The sequence below is a fragment of the Pseudanabaena sp. UWO311 genome, assembly GCF_006937785.1.
Taxonomy (GTDB): Bacteria; Cyanobacteriota; Cyanobacteriia; order Pseudanabaenales; family Pseudanabaenaceae; genus Pseudanabaena.
On record NZ_SJEE01000037.1, the window covers coordinates 25,228 to 41,255 of the forward strand.

Consider the following 16,028-nt stretch of genomic DNA (forward strand, 5'->3'; position numbering starts at 1 on the left):
AAAAAGAAGAGAGGCGCAAATCGCCTCTCTTCTTTTTATCTAGAATTCTCAGAAGCAGGATCGCCCTTGTAAGGCTGCTCACCTGTAGCAGGAAAATCGTCTTTACTTGGGGTGAAAATTTTGGCGATCGCATCGCTTAAATATTCCACCGTATTCATGAATGTTTGTTTTAAGCCGTTCATAACTATCACCTTTAAGGAATATCTAGAGAACTTTATTTAGGATTATTTTCATATCCATATATATGTTAATACCTATATTGCTAGGGATCGCTGATTTTAAGCTGCCTTAATAATTATTTGAGTTTCGACATATATCGCTATGAAATTCATTAATTCTACTGGAACTGCGAGTATTCTGGGATACTCTACTGTGTTGCAAAATCATTGTAGATTCAACCATCTGGAGCAACCAAGCTATAAAGATATATTGACGTAAACATGAATCTATTAGAATTTACGATTCGACTAGTAGCAGCTTTTGTCTTAGGCTCTCTACTAGGATTAGAAAGGCAATGGCGGCAAAGAATGGCTGGACTGAGAACAAATACTCTTGTGGCAACTGGTGCAGCCATATTCGTGATGTTATCAGCATCCACCACGGGTGATTCTAGTCCTACGCGCATTGCGGCTCAGGTGGTCTCAGGAATTGGTTTTTTAGCAGGTGGCGTAATTTTACGGGAGGGTTTGACTGTACGCGGACTGAATACTGCGGCAACTCTCTGGTGCGCAGCAGCGATCGGTGCAACTTCTGGGGCAGGATTATTGATGCACGCTGTCATTGGCACAGGTATGGTATTACTTGCCAATGTTGTGCTACGACCCATAGGATATCGCATTAATCAACAACCCCTCAAAGGTACAGAGTTAGAACTTTGTTATCGCTGTGACGTTATCTGTCGTACCAATGATGAAGCACATGTTCGTGCTCTGTTATTACAGTCAATTGAAGGTAAAAAACTCAAGTTGCGATCTTTATTTAGTGAAGATATGGCTGAACAATCTGATCGTGTTAGTGTTGAAGCTGAAATGGTGACTCAGGAACGCAACGATTCACTATTAGAGCAGGTTGTTAGTCGCCTCAGTCTAGAATCAGGAGTGCTGTCTGTAAATTGGCGAATCATTGAGCAAGAATTTGGTTAAGCGATCGCAAATTGATTCAGGTGATACCAAATATTAAAATTTGTTATTATATTTGGACAGTTTTGAGGGAAAATATACCTGATTGAGTACAAAAATTTTTAAGCAATTGTAACTATGGTCGCTGCACCCTCGAAACCTCAAACCCTTGAGACACTCTGCATTAACTCCATCCGCTTTTTATCGATCGATGCGGTCGAAAAGGCAAAATCTGGTCACCCCGGTCTGCCGATGGGCGCAGCACCAATGGCTTTTGTGCTGTTTGATCAGTTTTTAAAATTTAATCCAAAAAGTCCTAAATGGGTTGATCGCGATCGTTTTGTCTTGTCCGCAGGACATGGCTGCATGTTGCAATACTCATTGCTTCATCTAACTGGTTATGACAGCGTATCTTTAGACGAAATCAAGCAATTCCGTCAGTTAGGGAGTGCTACCCCTGGCCACCCTGAAAACTTTGAAACAGCAGGCGTTGAAGTTACAACTGGTCCTCTCGGTCAAGGTGTAGGTAATGCTGTTGGTTTAGCGATCGCAGAAGCTCATTTGGCAGCTCGTTTTAACAAACCTGGTCACAATATTGTTGATCACTATACATATGTCATTCTTGGCGATGGCTGCAACATGGAAGGCATTGCTTCTGAAGCAGCTTCCTTGGGTGGTCACCTCAAGCTCGGCAAGCTGATCATGATGTACGACAGCAACAGTATCTCTATCGATGGCAGCACCGACCTCGCATTTACTGAAGATGTTGGTAAGCGCTACGAAGCTTATGGCTGGCATGTCACCTATGTTGCCGATGGTAACGAAGACTTAGATGCGATCGCTAAAGCGCTCGAAGAGTCCAAATCAGTCAAAGACAAGCCTAGCTTGATTGTTGTCACCACTACCATTGGTTTTGGTTCACCCAAAAAAGCTGGTACAGCTGGCGTTCATGGTGCGGCTCTTGGTACTGATGAGGTTGCTGCAACCCGTGCTAACCTCGGTTGGGAATACGAACCTTTTGAAGTTCCTGCTGATGCTCTGGCTCGTTTCCGTCAAGCGATCAATAAGGGTGCAAGTGCCGAAGCTGAATGGAATGAGCGCTTTGCTGCTTATGAAAAGGCTTATCCAGCAGAAGCTGCTGAATACAAGCGCATCATGGCTGGCGAATTACCTGAAGGCTGGGAAAAAGCCCTTGAGCCAGTTGCTGAAAAAGAAACTTCGACCCGTTTGCTTTCAGAAGCTTGCTTGAATGCGCTGTCTCCTGTATTGCCTGAATTCCTTGGTGGTTCTGCTGATTTGGCTCACTCCAACATGACCTATGTCAAAGGTTTGCCAGACTTCCAATATGGATCTTACGAAGGTCGTAACTTCCGCTTTGGTGTTCGTGAACACGCAATGGGCGCAATCATGAACGGCATGATCTTGCATGGCGGCACAATTCCTTACGGTGCAACCTTCCTCGTATTTGCTGACTATATGCGCGGCGCTATCCGCTTGTCGGCGCTGTCGGAAGTTGGTGTGCTATACATTATGACCCACGACTCCGTAATGCTTGGTGAAGATGGTCCCACGCACCAACCAGTCGAAACCCTCGCTTCGATGCGCGTAATTCCTAATTTGTTAGTATTGCGTCCTGCGGATGCTAAGGAAACCGTTGGGACTTATCAAGTTGCGATCGCTAACCGTAAGCGTCCATCATTGATGGCTTTCACTCGCCAAAACGTGAAGAATTTGGCTGGTACTTCCATCGAAGGAACCAAGAAAGGTGCTTATATCGTTGTTGATGCGCCAAACCCAGAGTTAATCTTCATTGCTACTGGTTCAGAACTTGAGTTGGCTGTTAAGGCTGCGGCTATCTTGGCTGGAGAAGGCAAGGCTGTTCGTGTTGTCTCTATGCCATCGATGGAACTCTACAACGAACAATCCGATGAGTACAAAGAATCTGTACTTCCAGTTGCAGTCAAGAAGCGTGTCAGTGTTGAAGCTGGTAGCACCTTTGGCTGGCACAAGTATGTCGGTTCTGAAGGCGCAGTTATTGGTATGGATAGCTTTGGTGTTTCGGCTCCAGGTCCTATCGGTTATGCGAAGTTCGGCTTCACCGTTGATAACGTCGTTGCAACTGCACGTAAGGTTCTCGGTTAATTAACCTCAAAAAAAAGCCTGCACCCAGTGCAGCCTTTTTTTATAAAAGAGAGTTGCGGCGCGAAGCGCCGCAACTCTCTTTTTGTTTTTACAGATCATGGGTTTCTAAATAGTCTTGAATCCAGTTGTTACCCAATTCCATCAGATGTGCCAGATCGAAATCCCATAAAATGATTTTTCCATTAACACTAGCGGAGGCAATTGTCTCACCATCAGCGCTAAAGCAAACACTCTTCACTGCTGATTGATGACCTTGAAGCGTTAATAGTTCTTTCCCATCAAGGCTCCAGATCTTGACAGTATTATCGCTACTCCCCGACGCTAAGGCATTACCATCAGGACTAAAGCAAACACTTCTAACTTCAGCATTATGTTCATTTAGAGTTTTCAGTAATTTGCCATCAAGGTTCCATAATTTCACACTACCATCTTTGCTACTACTAGCAACAGTCTGACTGTCTGGACTAAAGCAAACACTATAAACTTCTCCCGTATGACCATTCAAAGTATTCAATAAAGTTCCATCCCAATGCCATAGTTTCACAGTTTTATCTTGGCTCGCCGTGGCTAACATATTGCCGTCAGGACTAAAACAGACTTGATAAACTGCATTAGCATGACCGATTAATGTATGTATCCATTCTCCTTCCTTATTCCACAGCTTGACAGTACAATCAGCACTAGCAGAGGCAAATAGCTCACCGTCACTACGATAGGAGACACTATAAATCGCCGCCTCATGCTCGTTATATATACTTTTAAGCAAGACTCCTTTAGCATTCCAAATCTTGATGGCGCGATCGCTACCAACAGACAGTAAGAATCGATTGTCTGGACTGAAACAGACACTATTCACACACTCTTTATGCCCTTCAAGAGAGGTAATTAATTTAGCGTTATCAAGCCAAATTTTTATCGTAAAATCACTGCTAGCAGAAGCTATAAATCGACTGTCATTACTAAAAACAACACAGTTCACCTCATCAGTGTGTCCAATTAGACATGGTAAGGAGTTGCACTTGGTACGCCAAAATTTAATTATTGTATCTTGACTCCCTGTAATCATCGTACTGCCATTAATATTAAAGTTAATGCTATGGACTCCACCTTTATGTCCGTATATAGTTTGCAGTAAATTACCTTTGATGTCCCAAATTTTAATTGTACGATCGTTGCTAACTGAAGCCAAAGATTTGCCATTAGGGAGAAATCTTACTCCTAAAACCTTGTCAGTATGTCCTTCTAGAGAAGCAATTAGATTCCCTTCCATGTTCCAGAGTTTAATATCGTGATCACGGCTTACAGATGCAATAATGCGCCCAGATGGAGAAATATCGATATCTTCAATAAATCGATCGTGGGCTTTGATAGTTCTTATAATTGTTCCATTGACATTCCAGACAATCAGCAATTGATCCGCACTACCTGTAACTATTCGCTCTCCATCTGGGCTAAAACAGAGACAAGTTATCCATTTGCTATGCCCGCGAGTAAAGGTATTAAATGCAGTACCATCATCGCGCCATAATCTGATTTTGGCATCTTCGCCGCAAGAGGCAAATATGGCATCGGTGGGACTAAATTTCACTGCTAAGACTGGTGCTTCATGATCCTTTAGGATTTGAATCGGCTGATCGGCGTACAATTTCGTATATCGATCCATTTTCCAAAGCCTAATCGTGCCATCACGACTAGCCGAGGCAAGATGTTGTCCAGTACGACTGAAACTGAGGCTAGTAATCCAGTTTGTATGTCCATTTAGGGTTTGTTTTAGGTTTCCTTTCATATCCCAAATTTTTATCGTGCGATCGCTACTTCCTGATGCAATGAGATAGTCATTAGGCGCGATCGCAATGCAGGTAACAGTATTTAGATGCCCCGCAAGGTGATTGTATTCGCGAACATTGTAAACGGCTTGATGCAATGCGCTTATCCCATGCATTCGGAGACTGGCTCTTTCACCAGTGGAGTTTTCTAAGTCCTGTAATTGCTGACCTGCTTCCATGGACTCGATGAGCGCTTCAAATTGCTGATTGAGGATAAAAGTCGCCTTAGCGGAAGCACTTTTTAGAACAACTTCGGCTTGCGTTAAGCTAGCTTGTAGTCTTTGCTGCATCTCCACCAACCTAACCTTAGCTTCTTGCTCAGCCTCCAAAGTTTTTTCTAGTCGTTGTTTTGCTGCTGAAAGAATTTGATTTGCTTCGGCTTGGGCAAAGAGCGCTACTTCTACTTCTCTTTTTTCAAGGTCTTGACTAGCTGAAAAGAATTGGTAATCATGATTACTCAAATTCTTATCTGAAGCCCATGATAAAGCATCTTGTAATGCTTGTCCTCGCAACAATCGTGACTCATCTTGGTAGTCAGAATCTACCCACGCCTTAAATGATTCACCATAGGGACGTAAATTTGCTAAAGCTTGGTTTACCCAATTTTGATTAAAAATTGCTGCGTAAACTGGGTTATAGACTCTTAATCTTCCTTCACGTTTAACGACTAGTCCAGTAATCCTTAACTCAGTTTGTTCAGGAGTATCATCGGCAATTATTCCCCATTCGATTTTGTTCAAAGATGGCTCTGAAGCTAAAATTTGTTGGTACAAGCCGAGTAGCCTTCCTTGACGGTTTTCGCTGCTCCAGAGAATGCGATCGCGAATTGTTTTGAAATGTTCAGGCTGATCCTGTATTTCCCAGTTATCAACTAGACGCGATCGCACTAAATTATTTACCCAGACTAGTTCATGATTTAGCGGTATCAACTCTGGTGAATTTAGAATCATTTGACAAAGTTTCTGGGTGAGAAATGGTTGTCCACCTGTATAAGCAATGATTGCTTTGAGGACTGCGACGGGGTTCTGAGACTTTGTTAAGATGCCTCGCATTAGAGGTTTTGCTTCTTTTAGCTGAAAGCCCTTTAGCTCGATTGCTCGACCAATGTTAAAGGGAGTTCGTTGTTTATCACGGATCAGGTCAGCAGGGGTAGCTACTCCGAACAGAGCAAAGGTTAGACGATTATAGGCAATGCGATCGGCGCGACGATTAAATAATTCTCGAATCAATGCAAAAAAATCATCAACGGCAAAATTCAAACTGAGGATACTATCAATTTCATCCACAAATAGAATTACAGGCGAAGAGATTTTCTTGAGCAATCCTTCATCAAGGAATTTACCAAAGCGTTGCACTGGAGAAAGCAAGTGATTACGTTCCCACCACTCTTCCAAATCAAAGGAATCATAAAGCCCAAGGCTACTGATAATGCTATCAATCAGCCCTGCATACCACTGATCTGGTGTAATGTCAGATGTGCCGATCGCAGTAATATCAATCGCCGCACAGGTGTAATTTTCCTCTTGCAGTCGTTTCATCGTGCGGACTCTAAGGCTAGACTTCCCCATCTGCCGCGAATTGAGAACATAACAAAATTCTCCAGATTTCAAACTTTCATAGAGATCGCTATCAGCTTGCCTCGCTACATATGTAGGTGCATCAACAGATAGACTGCCACCAACTTGATATAGATAATTTGTAGTTCTTTCTGCAAGCATCTTTTACCTAACAAATTGTAGAGAGAATGCGGCGCTTAGCGCCGCATTCTCTACGGGTTTATTTTGGATTGTTGAAAAATTTGTTGAAAATATTGATAATACAAAGCACACATAGGAACTACATGATTACCAACTAGCTTCACTAAACCAATGCTTCTCAACTTAAAGGCTAATTGGCTATCTAACTGCAAAGGGCGAGAGCTGATAACCAACTCTTTGTATGCTTCTAGCAGTTCAGGATCTTCTCTTAAACTGCCAAGTTGACGACGAAGATGGTTGCCATAAATCCCTTCTTCAGTTGGAGAAGTTTTGAGTAAATTTCCCCAATCTATTCTTCCTCGCGCAATTTGATAAAGGGCTAGTCTAACCAAATAAGGATGTCCACCAGTAAGCATTAGCAATTGTTTTATCTGAGTTGGTTGCCAATCTAGTTGATGTCGCTGCACTAACTCCGCAATTTGCGCCAGAGTCAATTCAGGTAAATCAATCGGTAAACCAACATTAAAAGGTGACTGATTGATATTTAAAGGAATATAGACTTCTTTGGAATGAACAATTACTAATCTCAGCTTTTTCCAGATATCCTCATTTTTTGCCTTTTCATGCCAAGCTCTTAGTAAACCAAAAAAATCAGAGGCGATTTTAGGATATTGAAAGATTAAATCTACTTCATCCAGCCCTAACACTAAAGGGGTTTCCTTTGCGGCAAGTAAGTAACGCTGAAAATATTTTGTACACTTGTTTTTGCTACCTAGTACTCCTTGCCAATACTCCTCCAAATTATCCTCTAGCTCTAATTCCGAAGCAATACTCGCACAAAACCATTTTAGAAATAAATCTAGGTCATCAAATATATCGCTATCCGCTTGCTGAAAGTATAAATGCGCGACTTGATATCCCTTATGCTTAGCATAAGCTAGAGTGCGTGATAGCAAAGAGGACTTGCCCATTTGTCTAGGCGCTTTAATCCGAATTAGTGAACCTGCTCGCAGCATAGTTTCCAGACAGTCTTTTTCAATAGGAGGGCGCTGAATATAGAAACGAGAGCCTAATTCTATTTGTCCCTCAGGTTCTTCTAATTGAAGTTGCTGCGGTTGTTTTGGTGGAGGGTTAGAAATAGTTGTTGCCGCCTTAGCATTGCGAAGAAGATTCTCTAGTGCTAGCAGAGCATCTATCGCATCTTGATATCTTTGGCGATAGTCATATCGCACCATTTTGTCAATGATTGCCGCTAGTGCTGGATTAATCTTAATATTGACCTTAGCACCAGCTAAGGCGCAGGTATATTCATTGGTTAGCCGATCTTTTGGTAATTCTTTAAAAGAAAGTCCTGTGAAAGCCTGTAAGCACATTATCCCCAAGGCATAAACATCGCTGCAAAATTTGGGGTGACCCGCTAATTGCTCATTGGGCATATACATCAAGGAACCAACCACAACACTACGGGTCTGGTTTTCTTCTTCGATAAAGCGCTCTAATGAGTCTGGGCTTATAGCTTTGACGGCTCCAAAGTCAATCAGGACAATTTTGCGATCACTACGACGACGGATCAAATTAGCAGGTTTGATATCTCGATGAATTACTTGACAGCCATGGACAAAAGATAATACTTGCAAAATATCCCTTAAGCTAGAAATCAGCTTTATTTGATCCCATCTTTTGCCAGCACCAATCTCAGATTCTAAGGTATCACCTTCAATAAACTCTTGGACTAGATAGAATTCACCACCTTGCTCAAAGTGGGCAAATAGTCGTGGAATCTGATCGTGAACACCTAAATCATGTAAAGTGGCAGCCTCACTATCAAATAGGCGTTTAGCGATCGCTAGTTCTTGAGGTTTAAGTAATTGGAGCTTTAGTTGCTTAACCACACAAACTGGCTGATTTGGCAACTGTAAATCCCGCGCTAAAAAAGTCTGCCCAAAACCACCACCACCAAGAGGTTTTACAATTTTATATCTGCCTGCAAGAATTGCTTCAGAATAGGTCATGGTGGTTAAAATCAATCTAAATTTTTAAGTCATATTTATTTTCATAATACAACGAACCTTAATGTAATTAGAACTTCTTAAGCCATAGCCATCAAAATGACGTAGTCTTTTTGATGGCTATGGCTTAAGATTCTCTCTGGGCTTAATCTTTACCGTTTTAAAATGTGTTAATACTTTAGAGCGATAGTGTTATACCAAAACACAAAATGGTTAAGCAATTTTGCGTTTTTAAAACCTTTACAGGGTTTGGTTTTTAATTCACAAAAGTATCGTTACACTTTTGTGAATTGGGATTAAGGTGTGATTTCAAAAAACAAATTTTGTTGTTTTTAGCACCAAAGGTGCTAAAAACAACAAAATTTGTTTCACAATGAGAATTGCTGATAGATTCTATAGCAATGAAAGAGATGGCTAGGACAAATCAAAACCCAAATAAATGAAGGCGGCGCGAAGCGCCGCCTTCATTTATTTGGGTTTTATGTCCTAAGCAAAACTTTCATTGCTATAGAGGAGATTGATATTCTCTTGGATAGATGCTGCGGAAGCATGGAGTGAGGCAATTTCCTCATCTAGAAGTTGAAGTTCGATAACCTTTTCAACTCCTTGCCTTCCTAACTGTACAGGTACACCCATGAATATATCTTTTAAACCATATTCACCTGTGAGATGAGCTGCAGCAGGAAAAATTCGATGCCGATCGCTAATGATTGCTTCGACCATGACATAGGCGGCTGCCGATGGTGCAAAATATGCACTACCATTTTGTAGCAACTTGACGATTTCTGCGCCGCCATTGCGAGTTCGTTCCACTAGTCGGGAGATCGTCTCCTGTGACATTAGTTCTGTAATTGGAACACCATTTACTGTCGATAGGCGTGGCAAAGGAAGCATCAAATCTCCATGCCCACCCAACACGGTTGTATAGATATCCGCAGTGGATATGCCTAATTCCATCGCAATAAAAGTTTGAAATCTGGCGGCATCTAAAACTCCAGCCATGCCAACTACTCTTTGGGGTGGTAAACCACTGATTTGCCATGCTAAGTAAGTCATTACATCTAAAGGATTAGAGACAATGAGCAAAATTGCAGAAGGAGATAGAGCGATCGCCTTCTGTACGACATCCTTGACTATGCCTGCATTAATCCTGAGCAGATCATTGCGACTCATGCCCTCTTTGCGAGGTAAGCCTGCGGTAATGACAATCACATCCGAATCTTGGGTATCGCTGTAGTCATTGGTGCCGATAATTTGGCGATCGAGATTGGATATCGTATGCGCTTGGGCAAGATCGAGAGCAATTCCCTGCGGTTTCCCTTGGACAATATCGCATAAAACAACGTCCGCTAGATTTTGCTTGGCGATGCGTTGCGCTAACATACCGCCGACATTTCCTGCACCAATGACGGTGACTTTAGGCGATCGATAATCTTGTATTTGCATTGTCATAATTCCTTCTATTGGGAAACATGAAATTTACTGTAGTAATAAAGCAGTGCTTCTGCTCTTCCTTTTTTGGTTTTCATGTTACATGACTCTAGATAAGCATTAATTAGTTGTGGGTTTCGTCCATCATGGTAGAGATACACTTGATAATTCCCACTCTTCCAAACTGAAGGCTGACTATTTGGCAGATCTTTAGCTGTCAAACGTAAAACTGAACCTGTTTTCTTGTTTTTCTGAATCCAATATTTTTGTAATACATTTTTTTGATCTCGACAAATCATGACCAAAAAGCTGGTGCTCTCAGCAAAGTCTTGGAGATCAGATTTTACTGGACATGATGCGAAAAGGCTCTTCTTAGGTAAATCTTGAATTGGCTTACGGATTGTGACTTTCCCAGTTGCTGGTATCGGCGTTGAGAAGTCATAGTCACGTTTAAAAATATCATCAGCGATCGCGAATGGTTGATAACTCGCAACTAGCAAAGTGCCCAATAAAGTGCCAAAAATTAAATTAGAGCAGTTTTTTGTTTTCATACTTTTTCTCCTACAGCAATTACTGATCAAACGAGCCAATATAAACCCTAAAAATGTTTCAAAGCAACGCTTTTAGGGCTTGAGGCGCAAAGCGCAGTAATTTAAAGTCAGCACTTCACGCGATCTTAAAATTAAAACTTGATCGTGCGTCGATGCGCGGCAACAGACTCCGCCAAGCCGATCGCCATTAAATTAGCCAGTAAAGCTGATCGCCCATAACTGAGCCAAGGCAAAGGAATCCCTGTCACTGGCGCAACATTAATATTCATACCGATATTGACAAAGGTTTGAAATAGGACGAAAGAAAACACGCCGATCGCTAGTAGTGACCCGAAATTATCCCTCGCATTCACAGCAATCACCAGTAAGCGCCAGCAAATTCCTACAAACAATAACAAAACGCATATACAACCAAAAAAGCCAAACTCTTCGCCGATTGCTGAAAAAATGAAATCAGTATGCTGCTCAGGAATAAAATTTAACTGTGTTTGTGTACCCTTGAGCCAACCCTGACCAAATAGTTGCCCAGCTCCGATCGCAATTTTGGACTGAATGACGTGATATCCAGCACCAAGAGGATCTTGATTAGGATCGATGAATAGCAATAGGCGTTTTTTTTGATAATCATGGAGAATATTCCACAATAAAACTCCTGCTTGTCCAGACACCAAATTGACTACCACTGCAATTACGGTGCTGACAATGCGAAACCAAGGTAATGAGACCCAAGCCGCCACACCCATCAAGATCACCCATACAATCCATGCGGGTAAATAAATCGAAAACAGTACTGCCGAGACAATGGGAGAAAATATTAGTAATAGCCATCCCAAACTGGCTCCAGCCCAATAGAGCATTCCAATCGTGATCGCTGCAAATATCAGAGATGTGCCAAGGTTGGGTTGCAAAAAGATCAAAATCCAAGGTGGTACGGTTACCCAAGCGACTTTAAATGCATCAATCGGACTCTGAATCGGGCGATCGTGCATTACGGCTGCTAAGGAAATAATTATGCCTACCTTGGCAAATTCCGAAGGCTGAATATTAAAGCCACCGATCGTAATCCAGCGCTCAGCCCCAAGAGCCGTTGTCCCAATAAGTAGCACCAAAATCAAAGATATATTTGTGAGCGCGTAGGTAAACCAATGTAATCGCAATAATTGATCGTAATGAAAACGGGCGATCGCAAACATAGCTACCAAGCCTACGCCACCTGTCACCCAATGTTGCCACCATACTGCACTCTGAGAGCGAAAGTCAGAGCTGTAGATAGCAATGCCACCTAAAATCATCAATAGAATCGGGAAAATTAGCAATAACGGATCGGCATCGCGCCACTCACGTTTGATATTTTCCCAACTGGGTAGTTCTAAGCCTTTTACGATCATAAACGCAGATAATTTTGCATCAGTTCTTATTATGCATTATCTATCTTATTTGGGCTTTACGCAGTAGCCCTGCACTCAATTAGCCCTGCACTCAAGCACTCAAGTAGCCCTGCACTCAAGTGCGGGCTAAAAGCTCTAGTCCACTTCATTGGACTAATTGATATAGATGAACATAATGAATTAAAAAAACAAACCCATAAAGTTGCGCCCTGCGGGGCGCAACTTTATGGGTTTGGGCAAATCTCATTGTTCTGTAGTCCAATTCAGTGGACTTGAGCTTTTAGCCAAGAACTTGAGTTCTTGGCTGGTCTATTTGCATAAGCAATCTTTCGGTATTACGGGATGCTCTACTGAATAAACCTCCCCTTGATCGTCTATGCAATGGCATACTGAAGGTAACAAACAGGTATGCAAATCACTAATGCATCTGCGATAAACCTTGTAATAACCCTATCTACCTTTATTTCTAGGCAGGACGACCTAATCAATGCTGATGTATACAGTTGAAATCACCCTCAAAAACAACCCGATCGCTTTGTCTGTACAGCGCAAGGAGCAGGAAAATGCTGAGGCGCTATATCGTGAAATTGCTAGCGCGATCGCTGATGGTAATACCAAAATCTTGGAATTAACCTGCGAAAAACAAGAAGGCAAAAAAGTTTCAGTACTTGTTGGCGAGATCTCCGCCGTACAGGTTTCTGAGAAATCAGGGGCTTCTGCGAATATGGGCGCAGGCTTTATCCGTGGCTAATCATTAAATATTTTTGTCGCACGCTGCGCGTGCGACAAAAATGTTCGTATCTTCTGTAATTACCTGCAATTAATAATGCCCACTGATCAATCTGTAACCACCGCCATAAGTGTTCGCGATCTTAATTTTGCGTGGGCATCGGGCGAAACCGTCCTCGATCACTGCAATTTATCTGTCCCAAAAGGGGAATTTTGGATGCTGTTGGGTACTAACGGCAGTGGTAAATCAACTTTACTCAGGCTCCTAGCAGGCTTGCTCAAACCTAAGTCTGGCGATATTGAGATCGGTGCTCGCATTGGATTTGTATTCCAAAACCCCGATCATCAATTGGTCATGCCTACCGTTGGCGCAGATATTGCTTTTGGCTTAGCGTCAGAAAATCTTTCCTACATAGAAACTTTGCATCGAGTTAAAGAATCACTTAGCGCTGTTAACCTAGAGCAAATGATTCGCCGCCCCATCTACGCTCTTAGTGGAGGTCAAAAGCAGAGGGTTGCGATCGCAGGTGCGATCGCGCGTCATGCCGAAATTTTATTGTTAGATGAACCAACGGCTTTATTAGATGGCGAAAATCAGCTTGATCTCGTCGCCTCAGTCCGCGATCTCGTTAAGCAAAAAAATCTCACCGCTCTATGGGTAACTCATCGTTTGAACGAGCTTGATTATGCTGACGGTGCATTTTTACTTGAGCGTGGGCAAGTCATCGACAAAGGCGATCCGATGCGTCTAAAGCAAGTACTACTAGAAAAAAGTTAGATTTAATAATGAGTGCGAAGAAAGCATCATTGAATTTTGGCTTAATTTAATTTGCATTTTACAGAAAATAAAATGGAAGAACAGCAGAATTTTCTTTACGAATACACTAAGTTTTGCCTAGAGCAAGCTCAGCATGGAGTCGATACTTTGGGAACCAAGCTTTCAGGTGTCATGGAAATTAGTGCTTTGTTATTGTTGGGTCTGCGCGTTACTTCCACTTTTCAAATCTATGTTAAGCCAGAGCAGGCAAACCTGTACTTTGTCTATTTGAGTCTCAAGCTTTCAGCATGTGTGGCTCTAGCGATCGCGATCGCATTTTCGGTGCTTGGGCTATATCCGCGCAAAGTCGTGACGACGGGGCTTTCTCCTGAAGTCTTGATGCAAAAAAATGAAAGCTTGCAAACTGCGATTACGAATACATGGATGCAGCAAATTGAGGATTTACAAACTTATAAAACTGAGCGTACAGTCTTTTTGCGTAAGGCAATGATCTCACTAGGCATTGGAATTGCGATCGCCTCTCTTGCGACTACCGATGCTTTTATGATGGCGATAATCGCTAAATAGTAAAGCGCTTTATTACTCAGAAATATGTTGGCGCGATCGCACTAACATTCCATGCTTCGGCGCAAAAATCATCGCCGTTAGAAATAATAAGGTTTGCAAAACGACGATGCAGCCGCCCGTAGAGCCATCAATGTGATAACTGATGTAAGTTCCCATCACGCTGGAAAACATCCCCGATGCCATCGCAATCAACATCATGTGGTCAAAGCGATCGCTTAATAAATAGGCAGTTGCTCCAGGAGTGACTAACATAGCTACTACGAGAATAATGCCCACTGTCTGAAGTCCTGCAACCGCAGTGAGGGATAACAAAGACAGGAGAACGTAATAGAGAAATGTGGTATTTAAACCGATTGAACGAGCATGGGTGACATCAAAGCAAAACAGGACTAAATCTTTGCGTAAAAGCGCGAGTGTTACTAAGGTAATGACGCTAATGATTACGGTTTGCAGGATATCGCTATCACCGATTCCGAGAACATTGCCAAAGAGAATATGCCCTAAATCGACTGTGCTTTTAACTTTGGAAACCAGCACAATCCCGAAGGCAAATAGTCCTGTAAATACCAATCCAATTACTGTGTCTTCTTTAATGCGAGTGTTGGATTTAATAAATCCGATCGCCATGACCGAACCCACACCAAACACAAATGCACCAATCGCAAAGGGAATATTCATCACATAGGCAAGTACTACCCCTGGGAGGACTGCGTGGGAAACGGCATCTCCCATAAGCGCCCATCCCTTAAGGATCATGAAGCAAGATAGCGCTGAACAAACAATCCCGACCAAGGCACTCACCAAAATCGCTTTGACCATAAACCCATATTGCAAGGGTGCTGTAAACCAATTCACTAATTCCATTATGGCTACTCCTGATAGTTTCCCAACATAAACCACCCAAAGTTGTGATGTTGCGCCCCTGCGGGGCGCAACATCACAACTTTGGGTTTGTAATTATTTTTGAACGCGATAAATCGATAACAGAACCGCCAAAGGTGCGTGACAAGTTTTCTTCGGTAAATACTTCTGAAGTCTCGCCATAGGCGAGAATTGTGCGATTGATGAGGACTACTTGATCGCAAAATGTGGTGATCGAATCTAAGTCATGGGTGGAAATTAAAATCGTATAACCTGCGTCGCGGAGTTCCATAAGCAGATTTATCATCATCTTCTCGGTCTTGACATCCACTCCTGCAAAGGGCTCATCTAGCAACAAGACCTTAGCCTGTTGTGCCAAAGCTCTAGCAAAAAATGTGCGTTTCTTTTGACCGCCTGATAGCTCACCGATTTGGCGATCGCGCATTTCCCACATTTCGACTCGTCCCAAGCTATCACGCACTGCTTGTTTATCTTGAACACTTGGAATGCGCAAAAAGTTCATGTAGCCATAGCGTCCCATCATCACTACATCATGGACACTCACAGGGAAGTTCCAATCTACTTCTTCTGTTTGTGGTACATAGGCAACTAGATTGTTTCTTTGGACAAGGCGAATTGGTAACCCGTTAATTAATACTCTACCGCTTACAGGTTTTACAAAGCCCATCACCGCTTTAAATAGTGTGGACTTTCCTGCGCCATTCATTCCCACTAAACCGCAGATTGTCCCTGATTTGAGTTGGAGTGATGCACTATGTAGAGCGATTTTGCCATGATAGGCAACTGTTACATTCTCAATATCGATGCTAAATGTATTCATAATTTTTCTCCATTGATCTTGATTTAGTTCGTAGGGTGTGTTAGCGAAGCGTAACGCACTATTTGCGGCTATTGGGTGCGTTATGCGATC

13 protein-coding genes are annotated in these 16,028 nt (G+C 42.5%); 5 read left to right on the forward strand and 8 right to left on the reverse strand.

What is annotated here, in order from left to right; genetic code table 11:
* Positions 1-35: 35 nt before the first annotated feature.
* Positions 36-182 carry a hypothetical protein gene (locus tag PseudUWO311_RS24200; RefSeq protein ID WP_190303595.1) on the reverse strand — a complete coding sequence of 49 codons (147 nt, stop codon included), beginning with the start codon at positions 180-182 and terminating at the stop codon, positions 36-38.
* A gap of 258 nt (positions 183-440) precedes the next feature.
* Here PseudUWO311_RS24200 and PseudUWO311_RS20705 point away from each other — a divergent pair, with 258 nt between their 5' ends.
* Both PseudUWO311_RS20705 and tkt read left to right on the forward strand, forming a co-directional pair.
* Positions 441-1,142 carry an MgtC/SapB family protein gene (locus PseudUWO311_RS20705; protein ID WP_142657135.1) on the forward strand — a complete coding sequence of 234 codons (702 nt, stop codon included), beginning with the start codon at positions 441-443 and terminating at the stop codon, positions 1,140-1,142.
* Between the two features lie 114 nt (positions 1,143-1,256).
* On the forward strand, positions 1,257-3,260 hold the full coding sequence (gene tkt / locus PseudUWO311_RS20710; protein WP_142657136.1) for a transketolase: 2,004 nt from the start codon (positions 1,257-1,259) through the stop codon (positions 3,258-3,260).
* 88 nt (positions 3,261-3,348) lie between these two features.
* On the opposite strand, the gene PseudUWO311_RS20715 is transcribed toward tkt, so the two are convergent.
* From PseudUWO311_RS20715 to rodA, 5 genes are all read right to left on the reverse strand, one after another.
* Complete coding sequence (locus PseudUWO311_RS20715) at positions 3,349-6,804, reverse strand: AAA-like domain-containing protein (protein ID WP_142657137.1); 3,456 nt, start codon at positions 6,802-6,804, stop codon at positions 3,349-3,351.
* A gap of 50 nt (positions 6,805-6,854) precedes the next feature.
* On the reverse strand, positions 6,855-8,795 hold the full coding sequence (locus PseudUWO311_RS20720) for an AAA-like domain-containing protein (protein WP_142657138.1): 1,941 nt from the start codon (positions 8,793-8,795) through the stop codon (positions 6,855-6,857).
* 483 nt (positions 8,796-9,278) lie between these two features.
* Positions 9,279-10,244, reverse strand: a complete 966-nt coding sequence (gene mdh, locus PseudUWO311_RS20725; protein ID WP_142657139.1) for a malate dehydrogenase — start codon at positions 10,242-10,244, stop codon at positions 9,279-9,281.
* Between the two features lie 8 nt (positions 10,245-10,252).
* On the reverse strand, positions 10,253-10,774 hold the full coding sequence (locus PseudUWO311_RS20730; RefSeq protein ID WP_142657140.1) for a hypothetical protein: 522 nt from the start codon (positions 10,772-10,774) through the stop codon (positions 10,253-10,255).
* A gap of 131 nt (positions 10,775-10,905) precedes the next feature.
* Positions 10,906-12,162 (reverse strand): rod shape-determining protein RodA, encoded by a 1,257-nt coding sequence (gene rodA / locus PseudUWO311_RS20735; RefSeq protein ID WP_142657141.1) that lies wholly within the window; start codon positions 12,160-12,162, stop codon positions 10,906-10,908.
* A gap of 493 nt (positions 12,163-12,655) precedes the next feature.
* On the opposite strand from rodA, the gene PseudUWO311_RS20740 reads away from it, so the two are divergent.
* The 3 genes from PseudUWO311_RS20740 (at position 12,656) to PseudUWO311_RS20750 (ending at position 14,236) form a co-directional block, all read left to right on the forward strand.
* Positions 12,656-12,913 (forward strand): hypothetical protein, encoded by a 258-nt coding sequence (locus PseudUWO311_RS20740; protein ID WP_103666355.1) that lies wholly within the window; start codon positions 12,656-12,658, stop codon positions 12,911-12,913.
* Positions 12,914-12,988: 75 nt separating this feature from the next.
* Complete coding sequence (locus PseudUWO311_RS20745; RefSeq protein ID WP_103666354.1) at positions 12,989-13,669, forward strand: ABC transporter ATP-binding protein; 681 nt, start codon at positions 12,989-12,991, stop codon at positions 13,667-13,669.
* Positions 13,670-13,741: 72 nt separating this feature from the next.
* A complete protein-coding gene (locus PseudUWO311_RS20750; protein WP_142657142.1) occupies positions 13,742-14,236 on the forward strand; it encodes a hypothetical protein in 495 nt (164 codons plus the stop codon).
* Between the two features lie 12 nt (positions 14,237-14,248).
* Here the strand turns inward: PseudUWO311_RS20750 and PseudUWO311_RS20755 are convergent, their stop codons facing one another.
* Both PseudUWO311_RS20755 and PseudUWO311_RS20760 read right to left on the reverse strand, forming a co-directional pair.
* Complete coding sequence (locus tag PseudUWO311_RS20755; protein ID WP_190303596.1) at positions 14,249-15,100, reverse strand: metal ABC transporter permease; 852 nt, start codon at positions 15,098-15,100, stop codon at positions 14,249-14,251.
* Positions 15,101-15,173: 73 nt separating this feature from the next.
* Positions 15,174-15,938, reverse strand: coding sequence for a metal ABC transporter ATP-binding protein (locus PseudUWO311_RS20760; protein ID WP_142657143.1), 765 nt, complete (start codon positions 15,936-15,938; stop codon positions 15,174-15,176).
* Between the last annotated feature and the right edge of the window lie 90 nt (positions 15,939-16,028).

Bases quoted from the DNA above. Each gene is read 5' to 3' on its own strand.
- PseudUWO311_RS24200 (WP_190303595.1), bottom strand. From the start codon at position 182: ATGAACGGCTTAAAACAAACATTCATGAATACGGTGGAATATTTAAGC.
- PseudUWO311_RS20705 (WP_142657135.1), top strand. From the start codon at position 441: ATGAATCTATTAGAATTTACGATTCGACTAGTAGCAGCTTTTGTCTTA.
- tkt (WP_142657136.1), top strand. From the start codon at position 1,257: ATGGTCGCTGCACCCTCGAAACCTCAAACCCTTGAGACACTCTGCATT.
- PseudUWO311_RS20715 (WP_142657137.1), bottom strand. From the start codon at position 6,804: ATGCTTGCAGAAAGAACTACAAATTATCTATATCAAGTTGGTGGCAGT.
- PseudUWO311_RS20720 (WP_142657138.1), bottom strand. From the start codon at position 8,795: ATGACCTATTCTGAAGCAATTCTTGCAGGCAGATATAAAATTGTAAAA.
- mdh (WP_142657139.1), bottom strand. From the start codon at position 10,244: ATGACAATGCAAATACAAGATTATCGATCGCCTAAAGTCACCGTCATT.
- PseudUWO311_RS20730 (WP_142657140.1), bottom strand. From the start codon at position 10,774: ATGAAAACAAAAAACTGCTCTAATTTAATTTTTGGCACTTTATTGGGC.
- rodA (WP_142657141.1), bottom strand. From the start codon at position 12,162: ATGATCGTAAAAGGCTTAGAACTACCCAGTTGGGAAAATATCAAACGT.
- PseudUWO311_RS20740 (WP_103666355.1), top strand. From the start codon at position 12,656: ATGTATACAGTTGAAATCACCCTCAAAAACAACCCGATCGCTTTGTCT.
- PseudUWO311_RS20745 (WP_103666354.1), top strand. From the start codon at position 12,989: ATGCCCACTGATCAATCTGTAACCACCGCCATAAGTGTTCGCGATCTT.
- PseudUWO311_RS20750 (WP_142657142.1), top strand. From the start codon at position 13,742: ATGGAAGAACAGCAGAATTTTCTTTACGAATACACTAAGTTTTGCCTA.
- PseudUWO311_RS20755 (WP_190303596.1), bottom strand. From the start codon at position 15,100: ATGGAATTAGTGAATTGGTTTACAGCACCCTTGCAATATGGGTTTATG.
- PseudUWO311_RS20760 (WP_142657143.1), bottom strand. From the start codon at position 15,938: ATGAATACATTTAGCATCGATATTGAGAATGTAACAGTTGCCTATCAT.